This window comes from Bradyrhizobium sp. SZCCHNR2028 (assembly GCF_032380995.1).
In the GTDB taxonomy this organism is placed as follows: domain Bacteria; phylum Pseudomonadota; class Alphaproteobacteria; order Rhizobiales; family Xanthobacteraceae; genus Bradyrhizobium.
This window is the reverse complement of sequence record NZ_JAUHJF010000040.1, coordinates 1-15834: the sequence shown is the minus strand read 5'-3', so window position 1 is coordinate 15834 and position 15834 is coordinate 1. Positions and strand designations below refer to the sequence as shown.

The window sequence follows — 15834 nt, the reverse complement described above, 5'->3', positions numbered from 1 at the left end:
CTCGGCCTCGCCAATGTCGGCAGCGTGATCTGCCTCGGCAACAGCTGGACCGCGCGGCGCTACGCGATGACCCTGCAGCGGCACTGGCCCGAAGTGGAGAAGATGCTGCTGACGGTCGATAGCTTCAGCGTACCGCGGCAGTTGTGGCACACCGATCCGGAGTTCCGCCGCCGCGTGCTGAGCGAATGGGACAAGATCGAACCTTATAAGGCGAAGGGCTTCATCGCGGAGTGGCCGTGATCGACTCGGCGCGTGCTCGCACTTCGATGACAACAGCGTCCATCGGGTCTCATGGCAGACTTTGGTGGTCATTCCAGATGGGGCATCTGGCCCCTGCGACGGAGTTTCCATGAACCAAGGTGCAGGCCGTATTGTCGCCCACTACGAGCACCATGCGCTGTCGTGGGACGCCGACCGCCGCGCGGCTGCCTGGACTGACAAGCCTCCCATCGAACGCTTCCTTGCGCTTCTTCGACCGGGCGCGGCCGTGCTCGATCTGGGCTGCGGGGGCGGTGCGCCCGTCGCAGCGCACATTTCCGGACAGGGGTTGTCCGTCACCGGCGTGGACAGCTCGCCGACGATGATCGCACTTTGCCGAACGAGGATGCCGGATCAGGAATGGATCGTCGCCGACATGCGGTCGTTGACCTTAGGTCGGCGGTTTGACGGCGTGCTGGCCTGGGACAGCTTCTTCCATCTTGGGCACGATGACCAGCGACGAATGTTTCCAATCTTCGCGGCCTGCACGGCTTCGGGGGGCATTCTGATGTTCAACGCAGGCCCCGCACATGGTGAAGCCATCGGGTCCTATCGCGGCGATCCGCTTTATCATGCGTCTCTCGATCCATCTGAGTACGCGGCGTTGCTTCGCGACAATGGTTTCGAATTGATCGCACATTCGGTTGGCGAGCCAGCGAACGGCGAGCGTAGCTTCTGGCTTGCTCGCGCGGCTGAGGCTGGTCCGACCGTCTGACTCACGGCTCGGTCAAAGCGGTCCGACATGCGAAGATGCGGTGATCTGCCGCCTCACGGCCTCACCACCAGCACCGAGCACTTGGCATAGCGCACCACGTGCCCCGCGTTGCTGCCGAGGAAGTAGGTGCGCATCGCCGGGCGGTGCGAGGTCATCACGATCAGGTCGGCGTTGACCTTGGCCGCCTCCTCGAGGATCTCGTGATAGATGCCGCCCTGGCGTACCGTGTAGCTGATGCGCTCGGCCGGGATGCCGGATTCGCGCGCCACGATCGACAGCGCTTCCTCGGCGGTCTCGCGCTGCTGCGCATCGAAATCGGCCGGGACGTATTCGGCGAGCATCACCGGCGTCATCGGCATCACGTTGAGCAGATGCACCGTGCCGCTCCAGGTCTGCGCCAGCGTGGCCGCGGTGGCGATGGCCGGCTTGGCGAGGTCGGTGTCGGCCAGATCGATCGGCACCAGAATCGAGTTGAACATCGAAGGTCCTCCTCTCTCTCCGCCGGCATTACGCGCCGGCCCCGACCTGCCTGTCAATCGACCGAGCCGTGCTTCAGCAGTTTCGGCGTGATGAACCTCAGCAGGTTGCCGCGGGCGAAGCTCACATCGCCCCAATCGTCGGTGTCGAAATCGAGCACCGCGAGTCCCGCGGTCGGCATGTTGCGCATCAGCTCGTGGCGGGCCTCGGAATCGCCCTCGCCGGTCAGCGCCAGCGCCAGCTCGTGCATGCCGGGATTGTGCCCGACGAGCAGGAGCTGCTTCGGATCATGCGCTGCCGCAAGGCGGATGTGATACAGGATCTGCATCGGCTCGGCGCCGTAGAGCTCGGGAACGGACTCGACCTGCGGGGCTGGGACACGGTCCTTCATCGCCGCAAGCGCGAGGTCCCAGGTCTGCTGCGCCCGAACCGCGGTCGAGACCAGCACCAGCTCCGGCACCGGCGGGTGGCTGGCGATGAAATCGCCGATCATGGCGGCATCCTGGTGCCCGCGCTCGTCGAGACGGCGGTCCTGGTCGCGGCCGGTCGGCGCGTCAGTCTCGGTCTTGGCGTGGCGCAGCAGCATCAATCGGCGCATGGAATTCCGTCTCGAATCGTTCAGGCTGGGTCAGCCTCTACCACGTCTCTTTATCGCCATTAAAAGCGTCATGACGTCCGGCGCAGGGTTCGCTAAGAAAACGCCATGAGCGAGACTTCCACAAGCATGAACGATGACGCCGATGCCGCAGGTGCACACGGCCGCACCAGGTTGAATTTCGACCTCGATGTCGACGTCTGCGTCGTCGGGGCGGGATTGGCCGGCTTGACGGTGGCGTTGTGCGCGGCCCGGCAGGGGGCGAGCGTCGCGGTGCTGGAAGGTCGCCAAGTCGGATGGAACGCATCCGGTCACATGATCGGCACGGTCATGCCCGGGTTCGACCTGCCGCTGCCGGATCTGATCGAGCGCGTCGGGCTCGCGCATGCGCGGGCGCTGTGGGCGTTGTCCTGGTCCGGCGCCGAATTCATCCGCGCCCAGGCCACCGAGGCTGCGATGCCGGGCATCGGGCTCAGCGAAGGCGCGCTCGAAGTCTCCAATGTCGATGCCGGCGACGCCTTGATCCGCCGCCTGCAGATGCTGCACGAGGATTTCGACACCGAGGTTGAGGGCTGGCAGGTCGAGCGCGTCAGGACCAAGCTCAAGACCGACCGCTACTTCCATGGCGTCCATTACCCCCGGGCGTTCCAGCTCGATGGCCGGAAGTATGTTCATGCCCTGGCGCGGCTTGCGCACAGGGCCGGGGCGCGGATCTTCGAGGATACGCCGGTGGTCAGCATCGATGCGTCAGGCGTGCGCAAGCGCATCGTGACGCCGTCGGCGCGGATGCGGGCCTCGCATATCGTGCTGGCCGGCAACATCCATCTCGGCGCGCCGCTGCAGAAGCTGTCCGATACGCTGCTGCCGGTGTGGCGTTATGGCGGCGTCACCGCGCCGCTCGGCGAGCGGCTCGCCGAGGCGGTCGCTTTCCAGGGATCGGTCAGCGATACCGACGGCATCGATCATTTTCGTATCGTCGACGGTGACCGGCTGATGTGGGCGAGCCCGGAAACGACCTGGGACGCCCGGCCCAGCGGATTTGCCGCGGCGTTGCAGCGCCGGATCCGGACGGTGTTCCCGCAGCTCGGCCGCGTCGAGATCGCCGAGACCTTCGGCGGCGTGACCGGCCAGACCGTGCATGGCATGCCGCAGATCGGCCAGCTTCGCAAAGGGCTGTGGGTCGCGAGCGGCTTCGGCCGGCAGGGGCTCAACACCTCGGCGATGGCCGGGCAGCTGATCGCGCAGGCGATCCTCGCCGGCGACGACCGCTGGAAGCTGTTCTCGCCGTTCGAGCTGGTCTGGGCCGGCGGCGTCAGCGGCCGGGTCGCCGGCCACGTGGTCAATCTCTGGATCCGCGGCCGCGCCGCCGCGGCCGGGACGCTGGCGCGGCACCGCGAGCGCGTGCGCGCGCAGGAGCGTGTGCGCGAGATCAGGGCGGCCGAAGCGCGGCGCCGGGCAGCCGAGCGTCCCGGCTCGCGGCTGCCGTTGCGGCCGCAGCCATCCGATCTGAACCGCCGTCCCGACGCCGGGGAGGCCTGACCCCTCGCAAGAAAGTGAGCCGTCGCGCCGGCGCCTGACGTAACTTCGCGGGATCCCATCCGTAGATCCGGTAACCCATCGCCGCACGGAGACATCCATGATCGACCGCCGTCTGATGTTCACCACCGCCGCCGGCCTGTTCGGCTTCGCTGCCCTGCGCTGGCTCGGCGGCTCCGCGCCGGCCCGCGCCGCCGAGAAGTTCGAGATCGAGAAGACCGAGGCCGAGTGGCGCGCGCAATTGACGCCGCAGCAGTACGAGATCCTGCGCGAGGAGGGCACCGAGCGGCCCTGGACCAGCCCGCTGCTGAAGGAGCACCGCAAGGGCACCTTCGCCTGCGCCGGCTGCGACCTGCCGCTGTTCTCCTCCGACACCAAGTTCGACAGCGGCACCGGCTGGCCGAGCTTCTTCAAGCCGCTCGACAATGCCGTGGCGACCCGCCAGGACAAGACCTACGGCATGGTCCGCACCGAGGTGCATTGCCGCCGCTGCGGCGGCCATCTCGGCCATGTGTTCGACGACGGCCCCAAGCCGACCGGCCTGCGCTACTGCATGGACGGGCTGTCGCTCACGTTCCACCCGGCAAATCCGTCGTCGACCTGACAGGAATTTGCGCCCGGATTGTCCGGCCCGTCCGTTCAAGGCTCAGATGGGGGTCTTCAGGACGCGCCGGCAGCCGCGACGAGCGGTCGAGCCGGAGCGCGATTTGGCGCGTCCGGCCCGGCAAGAACTGCCGGCTCGGCAATTGTTCACCAGTTTTGACGCCGTTTTTTTTACGTTGTTGTTTTCCAACCCTCTGATTTCACAGCATTTTCACATCTGGCACAGCGATTGCGACAGCTCTCCACGAAACGCGGTGCGGGCCGACCCGCCACCGGCATCACAGTGGAGAGATTGGTATGGGTATCTTCGACGCGATGAACACTTCGGTGAGCGGTCTGTCCGCTCAATCATTCGCGCTGCAGAACATTTCCGGTAACATCGCGAACGCGTCGACCGTCGGCTACAAGGGCATCGGCACCAGCTTCGAAGACCTCATCCCCAACGCCACCAACCCCACGCGCCAGAATGCCGGCGGCGTCACCGCCTTCGCCAAGGCCACCATCACCACCCAGGGCACCGTCTCGACGTCCTCCGTCGCCACCAACATGGCGATCAACGGCGACGGCTTCTTCAACGTGCAGAAGGCCTCCTCGGTCGTCGACAACGTGCCGGTCTTCACCGGCGTCACCAACTACACCCGCCGCGGCGACTTCCAGCTCAACGCCAACGGCAACCTGATCAACGGCGCCGGCTATTACCTGATGGGCGTCGCGGTCGATCCGAAGACCGGCAACGCCACTGGCAACGTGCCGACCGTGCTGCAGTTCGCCAACAACTTCGTGCCGGCGCAGGCGACCACCGCGATCCAGTACGCCGCCAACCTGCCGACGCAGCCGAAGACCGCCGCGAGCGGCAACGCTGCGACCGGCACGCTGGTCGCGGCCGGCGGCCTCAACTCGGCCGATCTCTCCAACGTGCCGCTGCCGGTCGGCACCAACTTCTATGCCGACTCCACCGTGACCGGCGCCACCGCCATGAACAAGGTCCCGGCGCAGATCACGACCTCGACATTGTTGAGCGGAGCCAGCGGCGACTCGATCTCGAGCAACTTCACCGCCGGCGACACCATCACCCTGACCGGCAGCGCCGGCGACGTCGTCACCTTCACCTTCGTCGCCTCCGGCGCCTCGGGTACCCAGATCAATGTCGGCGACTCCGTCGGCACGCTGTTGGCGAAGATCGCGACCGTCACCGGCGTGCAGCCGACCATCACCGCCGGCAAGATCACGCTGCATTCCGGCAGCGGCGAGGACTGGAACTTGAGCAGTGCCTCCCCGGGTTTCACCGCGCTCGGCCTCACGTCACCTGTGGCGCTGACGCGCACGGCGAGTCCCGGCACCGGCATCGTGATCGGCAACGATCTCACCAACTTCAACAACGAGACGATCTCGGGCGGCGCGGTCACGGCCTACAACTCGTCGGGCACGCCGGTGAACGTGCAGCTGCGCTGGGGCAAGGTCGACAGCTCGACGCTCGGCACGGGCCACAAGGACACCTGGAACCTGTTCTACCAGACCGACTCGAACGCGACCGGCTCGACGGTGGCGTGGCAGAACGTCGGCACCAATTTCGTGTTCGCCTCCGACGGCTCGCTGGTGTCGCCGACGACCTCCAACATCTCCATTCCCAACGTCGTGGTCGACGGCACCACGCTCGGCACCGTCAGCCTCAACATCTCCTCGGGCGCGCTGACGCAATATGCGAGCACGATCGGCTCGGCGACCATCAACCAGATCAATCAGAACGGCTTCGCCGCCGGCCAGCTGCAGTCGGTCGCCGTCAACAACAGCGGCGTCGTCACCGGCACCTTCTCCAACGGCCAGACCATCAACCTGGCGCAGGTCACGCTGTCGCACTTCAACGGCACCAACTACCTGAAGGCGCTCGACGGCGGCGCCTATGAGGCGACCGACCAGTCCGGCCAGGCCATCATCGGCGCGACCGGCAAGATCTCGGGCGGCTCGCTGGAGGGCTCCAACACCGACATCGCCGACGAGTTCACCAAGCTGATCGTGACCCAGCAGGCCTATTCGGCCAACACCAAGGTGATCACGACGGCCAATTCGATGGTGCAGGATCTTCTGAACGTGCTGCGCTGATCGCGCTGAGACGTGGCAGTTGAATTGACACAAGGCTACCGAACATGGGTTTGAGTTCTGCCCTCGCCACCGCGATGTCCGGCCTGCGTTCGACGCAGGCCGCGCTCTCGATCATCTCCTCGAACGTCGCCAACGCGAACACGCCCGGCTATGTCGCGCAGAACCCGAACCAGATCGAGGTCGCCAGCGGCGGCTTCGGCTCGACGGTGACGACGACGGGCGTCAACCGTCAGCTCGATTTGTTCGTCCAGAACCAGCTCCGCACCGAGACCTCGGGCGGGACCTATGCCAATCAGATGGCCAATATCCTGGGTCAGCTGCAAACCGTGTACGGTACGCCCGGCGGCAGCGGCACGCTCGAGACGGCGCTGAACAATTTCACGACGGCGCTGCAGTCGCTGTCGAACAATCCGAGCAACCAGTCGGCGCAGTCGGTGGCGCTGTCGGCGGCGCAGGGCGTGGCGCTGCAGCTCAACGCGACCACCAAGGGCATCCAGACCCTGCGCACCAATGTGGAGCAGGACATCGGCAATTCTGTCACGCAGGCGAATGCCGCGATCAAGCAGATCGCGACGCTGAACATGCAGCTGCAGGGGCTCAGCCCCTCCGACCCGCTGTCGGCGACGTTGCAGGACCAGCGTGACAACGCGATCGACACGCTGTCCAAATACGTCGACATCCGTGTCGTCTCGGATGCGACCAACGGCACGAGCGTGTTCACCAATTCCGGCATCCAGCTGGTCGGCGCAGGCCTCAGCTCGGAGTTCACCTTCTCGTCGCCGGGGACGCTCGACGCCACCTCGCTCTACAGCAGCGATCCGACCAAGACCGGCGTCGGGCAGCTCAACATCAAGCTGTCGAATGGCGTATCGCTCGACGTCGTGTCGAACAATCTCCTGAACTCGGGGCAGATCGCGGCCGATCTCAAGCTGCGCGACCAGACCCTGGTGCAGGCGCAGACCCAGGTCGACCAGCTCGCGGCGACGATGGCCTCGGCGCTGTCCGACAAGACCACGGCGGGCACCGCGGTGACCGGTCCGCCGGCCGGCTTCGACGTCTCGACCACCGGGCTGCTGGCGGGCAATACCATCAATCTGACCTACACGGATTCGAGCAACGTCCAGCGCCAGGTCAAGATCGTCAACGTCAACGATCCAGCGGCGCTGCCGCTGCGGAATGCCACCGGTGCCAACCCGTCCTATGTCGGCGTCGACTTCTCGCTCGGCATGGCCTCGGTGGTGTCGCAGCTCAACAGCGCGCTCGGTGGCGCGCATCTGCAGTTTGCCAATCCATCCGGCACGACGCTGCGCATCACCGATGACGGCACCAGCCAGGCGACGGTCAAGGCGGCCTCGGCCACCACCACGGTGCAGACGCTCGCCAGCGGCAACGCGCAACTGCCGGTCTTCACCGACGGCGGCGCGCTCTACACCGGTGCGATCACCTCGACCGGCTCGCAGATGACGGGTCTCGCCGGGCGGCTCAACGTCAATCCGGCGCTGCTGAACGATCCGACCAAGCTGTCGACCTATTCGACCTCGCCGCAGACCGCGGCCGGCGACCCGACGCGGCCGGACTTCCTGTTCGCGCAGCTGACCTCGGCGACCTTCAGCTACTCGCCAACCACCGGCCTTGGCTCGGCGGCGCAGCCGTTCCAGGGCACGGTGTCCGGCTATCTGCAGCAGTTCGTCAGCCAGCAGGGCAGTGCCTCGACGCTGGCGACCCAGCTCAGCCAGGGCCAGAGCGTTGTGGTCAGCACGCTGAAGGAGAAGTTCCAGAGCACGGCGGGGGTCAACATGGACAGCGAGATGTCCAACCTGATCCAGGTCCAGAACACCTATGCGGCCAACGCCCATATCATGTCGGTCGTGCAAAGCATGATGCAGAGCCTGCTCCAGGCATTTTAGTGAGGCGCGTGTAAGATGTCGATCAGCAGTGTCAATTACGGAAATTCCCTGCTCGGCCTGTCCGTGCGGAACATCTCCAACCAGCTCGCGGACCTTTCCACGCAGCTCTCGAGCGGCGTCAAGGCGAACAACTACGCCGGCATGGGGCCCGACGAGGGGTTCGCGATCGCGGCGCGAGCGCAGCTCTCGAACATCTCGGCCTTCACGCTGACGATGACCCACGTCAATACCGTGATCGGCGCGGTCAATACCTCGCTGCAGTCGCTGTCCAAGATTCATGACCAGGTCCAGAGTGGCGCCTCGGCGACGCCGCAGAACCTGACCAGCACCGGCCAGACCACGGGACAATTGACGGCGCTGTCCAACCTGTCGGCTATCACCGGCATCCTCAACACCCAGGTCGGCGATCGCTACATCTTCTCCGGCAGCGCCACCGATCGGCCGGCGATCGCGTCGGCCGACGACATCCTGAACGGCACCACGACGCAGGCAGGCCTGAAGCAGGTCATCGCCGAGCGGCAGCAGGCCGATCTCGGGCTCAACGGTCTCGGGCGTCTCAACCTTTCGGCGTCGGCAACGATGCCGATCACGCTGGCGGAGGACGTCGCCGGCTCGCCGTTCGGTTTCAAGCTGAGCGGCGTGACTTCGTCGCTCACCAACGCCACGGTGACCGGACCGTTCGGCTCGCCTGCGGGCATTTCGGTCGACCTCACGGCGGGTAATCCGAATGCGGGCGACCAGATCAGCTTCACCTTCAAGCTGCCCGACGGCACCTCGGAATCGATCAAGCTGACGGCGTCGACCACGACGCCGGCGCCGACCAATACGTTCGCCATCGGTGCGACGCCGGCGGCCACCTCCGCCAATCTCAACGCGGCGCTCAACACGGCGCTGTCGACGCTGGCCAACACCTCGCTGACCGCCGCCTCGGCAATCGTCGCCGGTGACAATTTCTTCAACACGGCGAGCTCCGTGTCGGGAACGGCCGTCAACAACAAGGCTACGACGCCCGCGCCGATCACCGGGGCGACGCTGCTGTCGGGCCCGGCAAATAGCGACTCGCTCGCGACCAATTTCACCGCCGGCGATACCATCACCGTGAACGGGCAGACGCTGACCTTCGTCGCCTCCGGCGCCAACGGCAACAACCAGATCAACGTCGGCGACAGCGTGCAGACGCTGCTGTCTAAGATCGACACGCTCAGTGGCACGTCGAAGCCGTCGACGATCAGCGGCGGCGTGATCACCTTGCGCACCGACGACGCCGCCAGCTTCTCGGTGTCGAGCTCGAACGCGGGTGCGTTCGCGGCGCTGGGCTTCTCCGGCACGGTGACGGCGGCGACGCCGCCCTTGCGCGTCTCCGGCTCGCCGCTGGGGTCGGCGACCAGCCTCGTCAACGGGTCGGCCAACACCGTCGCCTGGTACACGGGCAACAGCGGTCCCGGCTCGGCGCGGTCGAGCGCGACCATCCGGATCGACACCGCGCAGAGCATTCAGTTCGGCGCCCAGGGCAACGAGTTCGCGATCCGCAACCTCGTGCAGCAGACCGCGGTCTACGCCGCCGTCAACACGCCGCCGGCGGGAGCGAATGCGCCGCAGCAGATCGGCGCGCTCAGCCAGCGCATCGCCGCCAACCTGACGCCGCAGCTCGGTCAGCAGTCGATCTCGGACATCCAGACCGATTTCGCCAACGCCCAGACCACGATGAAAGACGCCACGGCGCGTCAGACCCAGGCCAAGGCCGCGATGCAGAGCATGGTCGACCAGACCGAGGGCATCTCGCAGCAGGAGGTGGCGAGCCAGATCCTGCAGCTGCAGACCAACCTCCAGGCGTCCTACCAGACGACGGCGATGCTGGCCCAGCTCACGCTGGTGAAATATCTGTAGCGCCCCGGGGGCGGCGGTTAGGTTTTCGTTAACCACGTCTCTTTAGCTTTTGTTCAGATCTGGGGCGAGAGCCTCTTTGTCTGGAGGCGGACGTGAGTGACGGAACCGACGAGCGCATTCACCTGGTGATCGCGACACCATGCTTCGGCGGCCAGGTGTCGAGCATCTATGCGAGCTCGATCTTCGCCCTGCAGCGCGAGTTGCGCGCCACCTCGAACGTCGACCTGACCGTCCACATGCGCGACGGCGATGCGCTGATCACCCGGGCGAGGGCGAATCTGGTCACCCTGTTCCTCAATGATCCCTCGGCCACGCATCTGTTGTTCGTCGATGCGGACATCGGCTTCACGCCAAGGCAGGTGTTCCGGCTGATCGAGTCCGGCGGCGACATGGTCGCCGGTGTCTATCCGGTCAAGAAGGTCAATTGGAACAAGGCGCGCCGCGCCATCAACGACAACCGGATGGACGTGCCGGCGGCGTCGCTCGATTACGTGCTGGAGATCGACAATCCGGACCACGTCGCGGTGGTCAACGGCTTCACCCGCGTGCGCTATGCCGGCACCGGCTTCCTGATGATCCGCCGCCGCGTCGTCGAGGCAATGATCGCGCACCCGGCCTACGCGCCGCTGCAGTTCTTCCGCGAGCATTCGCAGGACGCGCTGGCCGGCTGCCCGAACCGCTTCGCGCTGTTCGAATGCATGATCGATCCTGAGACCGGCACCTATCTCAGCGAGGATTTTGCGTTCTGCAGGCGATGGACCGATCTCGGCGGCGAGATATGGGCCGATCTCGACAGCCGGCTCGATCATGTCGGTCCGTCCGTGTTCCACGGCAATGTCGCCTCGCAATTCGCGTCGGCGGTGGCGGTTCCTACCGTTGCCGCGGCCGACGCAGCCTGATGATCCGCACGATGACCCCGGCGGCAACCCAGTCGCACATCTCTCAGCCATCCCCGATCGACCGGCGCGAGCAGGGCGCCGCGACCGGACTGCGTGATCTGTTTGCCTTGCTCGGCGATCTCCTGATCGACGGCGGCGACACCCGCCTGGCGCTCGATCGCCCCTGGGGTCGCAACGTCTATGGCTGCGGGCCGTCGCCCGAACCCGATGTGCTGTGCTTCGCATCGAGCACGGCCTCGCCGATTTCGGAACGCGCCTATGCGCGTGTCGAGCTGGCGCGCGAGCAACTGATGCATGCGGCGATCTCGCTCGGCCTCGACGCGGCGCTCGACCGGCGCACCGAGGAGATGCGCTGCGAATTGCGTGGATATCTCGGCCTTGCCGACGAGGTCGACATCGTGTTCTCGCCGTCCGGCACCGACTCGCAACTGCATGCGCTGGCGCTGGTGCGGGCGGTGCTGGGTGAGGCCGTCACGAGCATCGTCGTCGGCGGCGACCAGACCGGCAGCGGCACCGCCACGAGCGCCCGGGGACACCATTTCAGCACGCGGACGGCCAACGGTCTGGCGGTGCGAATGAACACTCCGATCGACGGGCTTTCGGGCGACGCAGTGTCGCTGCCGCTGCTCGACGGCGCATCGATGCAGCCGCGCGCTGATATCGACGCCGAGGTGCTCGACAGCGTCGAGGCGCTGGTGCGGAACGGTCGTAGCGTCTTGCTGCAGGTCATGGATTCCTCCAAGCTCGGCTGGCGCGCGCCGGACATGGCCTGCCTGGACGAGGTGGCGCGGCGCTGGCCGGGGCGCGTCCAGGTCGTCGTCGATGCCTGCCAGATGCGGCTCGGCGCGGCGCGGCTGCGCGATCATCTCGAGCACGGCCATCTGGTGCTCGTCACGGGCTCGAAGTTCTTCGGCGGCCCCGCCTTCAGCGGCGCGCTGCTGGTGCCCGCGGCCGCAGCGGCTGCGCTGCGCAGCGGGCATCCGATCGCGCCCGGCCTGTTCGACTACGTCAATCGCAGCGATTGGCCGCTCGCCTGGACGGATCTGCGCGCGCGCACCGCGCCGCGCGCCAATATCGGCCAATGGCTGCGCTGGGAAGCCGCGCTGGCGGAGATCGCGGCGTATCACGCCGTGCCCGAGACGTTCCGTCGGATGGCGATCCGGCAGCTCGGCGAGTCGATCGAAAGCCTGCTGATGCTGTCGCCGGTGCTGCGTCCGATCGCCGCCCGCGCGCCTGCGCCGGATGGGAGCGATGGCGAGTTCGGCTTTCCCACCATCTTCCCGTTCGCGCTCCAGCGCGATGGCGGTCCGCTCGGCCTCGGTGAGACGCAGGCGGTGTATCGCGCGCTGCAGCGCGACCTCGGCAACGGCTTCAGCGGACGCGCGGCCGAGGTTGCCGCGCGCCAGTGCCTGATCGGCCAGCCGGTGCGGATCGAACGCGCGGGCGAGGCGCCGACGGCCGCGCTGCGGCTGTGCATCGGCGCGCGCCAGGTGACGGACGCGTGGTGCGCTGACGTCACCGTCGCCCGGGTCAATCTCGATTCCGACATCGACCGCGTCGCCGACATCGTCGCCAAAACAGAGCTGCTCGTATCGGATCTGAGCAGCCAGGATCTCAGGGACATCTGCAATGCCGACTGATTTGCTCGCGCTGGCCGAGGCCAGCGGCGCAGGATATGCCGACCGGATCGGCATGGCCAAGCTCGCCAAGGCCGCCTTCGACGGCCAGGACCTGAAACCGATGTGGGCCGCATTGCTCGCCAAGCTGCTCGACGGCCGCGCGCAGCCGGGCGAGGGGCTCGATCTCGCGCTGATCGCGCAGCTCATCGGCGAGAAATCGTCCGGGCTCGCGATCCAGTACGACGTTCTGCAGTCGCAGCAGCTCTACCGCGTTGCCAGCAACAGTGCGACGCCGCGGCTGCGCGTGCTCGCGCTCGCCGCGGCCACCGACATGGGCAGCAACACGCCGATCGAATTTCTGCTCGAGGATACCGACATCGAGCTGTTGCTGCTCTACGTCGTTCCGGGCGCGGATCTGCTGGCGCCGCTGCCGGCCCATGACGTCGCCATCGTCATCGCCTCCGATTCCGAGGATTGCCAGCACGCGCTGCGTGAGATCGACGCGGTGGCGGCGCGCTGGCCGCGTCCGCTCCTGAATCCGCCGGAGCGGATCTGGCACCTCGATCGCGACAAGCTGCATGCGCTGCTGGCCGGCATCGAGGGACTGTCGATTCCGGCGACCATTCCCGTCGATCGTGATCGCCTGGTCGAGATCGCCGACGAACGTGAGCTGATAGCCGACATCGACGACACGCTGACCTTTCCGATCATCATCCGGCCGCGCGGCTCGCATGCCGGCGTCGGCCTCGAGAAGGTCGAGGAGCCGCTCGAGCTCTCGCTCTATCTCGACGAGCGCGACGAGCAGGAATTCTTCATCGCGCGCTTCGTCGACTATGCGAGCGAGGATGGCCAGTTCCGCAAGTACCGCATCGTGTTCGTCGACGGCACGGCCTACGCCTGCCACATGGCGATCGCGCGGCGCTGGGACATCTGGTACCTCAACGCCAACATGGCCGGCAGCGAGAGCAAGCGCCTCGAAGAGGCGACCTTCATGCAGACTTTCGATATCGGCTTCGGCCGCCGTCACCGCAGCGTGCTCGATGCGATCGCCGCGCGCGTCGGCCTCGATTATTTCATCATCGACTGCGCCGAGACCAGGGACGGCGCGCTGCTGGTGTTCGAGGCCGACAACACGGCCGTCGTCCACAACATGGATTCGCCGGAGGTCTTCCCCTACAAGCCGCCGCAGATGCAGAAGATCTTCGCGGCCTTCGCGGCCATGATCGACAAGCGCGCCGCGTCGCGGGCGGAGCAGGCGGCGTGACCGCCGGGCTGCGCATCGATCCAGCATCGCGGACGGCGGAGACGCTCGATCCGCAACATTGGGACGAGATGCGCGCGCTCGGTCATCGCATGCTCGATGACATGATCGACTATGTCGCTGATATCCGCGACCGGCCGGTATGGCAGCCGATGTCGCCTGCGACGCGGCAGAGCTTTCGCAGCGCGCTGCCGCATGCGCCGACGGATCTCGCCGAGGTCTATCGCGATTTCGGCGAGCTCGTCGTTCCCTACGCGACCGGCAACGTGCATCCCGGCTTCATGGGCTGGGTGCATGGCGGCGGCACCGTGGTCGGCATGCTCGCCGAGATGCTGGCTGCCGGACTGAACGCCAATCTCGGCGGCCGCGACCACGCGCCGATCGAGATCGAGCGGCAGGTCGTCGACTGGATGCGCCAGCTGTTCGGCTTTCCAGCAAGCGCGAGCGGCATCTTCGTCACCGGCACGTCGATGGCGAACCTGATGGCGGTGCTGGTGGCGCGCCGCTCCGCGCTCGGCGCGTCGGTTCGCACGCTGGGCCTCGGTGACGACGGCCGGCGCTTGCGCGCCTACACCTCGAGGGCCGCGCATGGCTGCATCGCCAAGGCGATGGACATTTGCGGACTGGGCAGCGACGCGCTCGGCTGCATCGCGGTGGATGCCGCACATCGCGTCGACGTCGGCGAGCTGCGGACCGCGATCGCGCGCGATCGCGCCGCGGGACTGCATCCGTTTCTTGTCGTCGCCTCCGCTGGCACCGTCGATATCGGCGCCATCGACGGCCTCGCTGATATTGCCGAGCTCTGTCGTGCCGAGGGGCTCTGGTTTCACGTCGACGGCGCCTTCGGTGCGCTCGCGATGCTGTCAGCGGAGCTCGCACCGAAGCTCGCCGGCATCGAGCAGGCGGATTCGATTGCGCTGGATTTTCACAAATGGGGGCAGGTGCCCTACGATGCGGGCTTCCTGCTGGTGCGCGATGGCACCAAGCATCGCGACGCCTTCGCCTCGCCGGCCGCCTATCTGCGCCGCGAAACCCGTGGTCTCGCGGCGGGCACCGAGTGGCCCTGCGATCTCGGTCCTGATCTGTCGCGCGGCTTCCGGGCGCTGAAGACCTGGTTCACGCTGAGGACGTTCGGCACGGACGCGCTCGGCGCCGTGATCGCGCGAAGCTGCGAGCTCGCGCGCCATCTGGAGGCGCGGGTGCGCGCCGAGCCCGAGCTCGAGCTGTTGGCGCCGGTCAATCTCAACATCGTCTGCTTCCGCTATCGTGCCGACGATGCCGATGCGCTCAACGGCGAGATCGTCGCCGACATCCACGAATCCGGCCTCGCCGCGCCGTCGACCACGATGCTCGACGGACGGCTGGCGATCCGTGCCGCGATCGTCAATCATCGTACCGGGACGAGCGACATCGACCGGCTGATTGCGGCGGTCCTCATGTTCGGCCGCCAGCGCGCGGCCGGTCTCACGCCGTTGATCGAGGTCGATGCGCCGCCGCTGGCGCTCTGAGCGCAAACCGCATCTCGGCGTCGTCCGCTGGTCGATGACGACCGCCGGCAGAATGTCGCCGCGCGTGTCGAAACCTTTCCAAAGGTGGTTGACGCGTTGTGAACGACGGGCGCGTTTGTTGAATCAACGAGCCTTTTCAAAGGGCGTTCTTGCGCGATGACGCGGCAATGAGCCGCGCCGATGCGCCTGTTCCGCTGATTGAGGCGGCTGCGCACCACAGCCCTTCAGCGTTTGTTAGCCACTGCCATTCACCGTGACGCCCGTCGTCCGGGGTCGTTCAAATCGACCTGGGCTGCACCCTGATCTCGAAGGGATCGGGGTTTATTTCACACCAGAAGGGTATGAAAATGTCAGGTATCGTCCTCTCGGCGTCGGTGCGCCAGAATCTGCTGTCGCTTCAGTCGACGGCTCAGCTCCTCGCCACCACCCAGAACAATCTCTCCACGGGCAAGAAGGTCAACTCGGCGCT

General features: G+C 66.5%; 12 protein-coding genes and 1 pseudogene. 11 read left to right on the top strand and 2 right to left on the bottom strand.

Annotated elements, in window-relative coordinates; all coding sequences use genetic code 11:
• A pseudogene (locus tag QX121_RS31315) lies at positions 1-240 on the top strand (YdcF family protein); the annotation flags it as partial.
• 109 nt (positions 241-349) lie between these two features.
• On the top strand, positions 350-973 hold the full coding sequence (locus QX121_RS31310) for a class I SAM-dependent methyltransferase (RefSeq protein ID WP_315813888.1): 624 nt from the start codon (positions 350-352) through the stop codon (positions 971-973).
• Between the two features lie 53 nt (positions 974-1026).
• Here the strand turns inward: QX121_RS31310 and QX121_RS31305 are convergent, their stop codons facing one another.
• Positions 1027-1452 (bottom strand): universal stress protein, encoded by a 426-nt coding sequence (locus tag QX121_RS31305; protein WP_315712676.1) that lies wholly within the window; start codon positions 1450-1452, stop codon positions 1027-1029.
• A 53-nt stretch (positions 1453-1505) separates the two neighbouring features.
• Complete coding sequence (locus QX121_RS31300; protein ID WP_315738806.1) at positions 1506-2048, bottom strand: histidine phosphatase family protein; 543 nt, start codon at positions 2046-2048, stop codon at positions 1506-1508.
• A gap of 105 nt (positions 2049-2153) precedes the next feature.
• On the opposite strand from QX121_RS31300, the gene QX121_RS31295 reads away from it, so the two are divergent.
• The 9 genes from QX121_RS31295 (at position 2154) to QX121_RS31255 (ending at position 15365) form a co-directional block, all read left to right on the top strand.
• Positions 2154-3584 carry an FAD-binding oxidoreductase gene (locus QX121_RS31295; protein WP_315813887.1) on the top strand — a complete coding sequence of 477 codons (1431 nt, stop codon included), beginning with the start codon at positions 2154-2156 and terminating at the stop codon, positions 3582-3584.
• Positions 3585-3681: 97 nt separating this feature from the next.
• On the top strand, positions 3682-4185 hold the full coding sequence (gene msrB / locus QX121_RS31290) for a peptide-methionine (R)-S-oxide reductase MsrB (protein ID WP_315813886.1): 504 nt from the start codon (positions 3682-3684) through the stop codon (positions 4183-4185).
• A 296-nt stretch (positions 4186-4481) separates the two neighbouring features.
• Entirely contained in the window at positions 4482-6284 is a 1803-nt protein-coding gene (locus QX121_RS31285) for a flagellar hook-basal body complex protein (protein WP_315777184.1), read from the top strand.
• A 44-nt stretch (positions 6285-6328) separates the two neighbouring features.
• Positions 6329-8191 (top strand): flagellar hook-associated protein FlgK, encoded by a 1863-nt coding sequence (gene flgK / locus QX121_RS31280; RefSeq protein ID WP_315738802.1) that lies wholly within the window; start codon positions 6329-6331, stop codon positions 8189-8191.
• A 15-nt stretch (positions 8192-8206) separates the two neighbouring features.
• Positions 8207-10078 carry a flagellar protein gene (locus QX121_RS31275; protein ID WP_315813885.1) on the top strand — a complete coding sequence of 624 codons (1872 nt, stop codon included), beginning with the start codon at positions 8207-8209 and terminating at the stop codon, positions 10076-10078.
• Positions 10079-10170: 92 nt separating this feature from the next.
• Positions 10171-10977, top strand: coding sequence for a hypothetical protein (locus QX121_RS31270; protein WP_315777185.1), 807 nt, complete (start codon positions 10171-10173; stop codon positions 10975-10977).
• A gap of 11 nt (positions 10978-10988) precedes the next feature.
• On the top strand, positions 10989-12617 hold the full coding sequence (locus QX121_RS31265) for a hypothetical protein (protein ID WP_315813884.1): 1629 nt from the start codon (positions 10989-10991) through the stop codon (positions 12615-12617).
• A 52-nt stretch (positions 12618-12669) separates the two neighbouring features.
• Entirely contained in the window at positions 12670-13860 is a 1191-nt protein-coding gene (locus QX121_RS31260) for a hypothetical protein (protein ID WP_315813889.1), read from the top strand.
• Between the two features lie 68 nt (positions 13861-13928).
• On the top strand, positions 13929-15365 hold the full coding sequence (locus tag QX121_RS31255) for an aspartate aminotransferase family protein (protein ID WP_315739126.1): 1437 nt from the start codon (positions 13929-13931) through the stop codon (positions 15363-15365).
• The last annotated feature ends 469 nt before the right edge of the window (positions 15366-15834 follow it).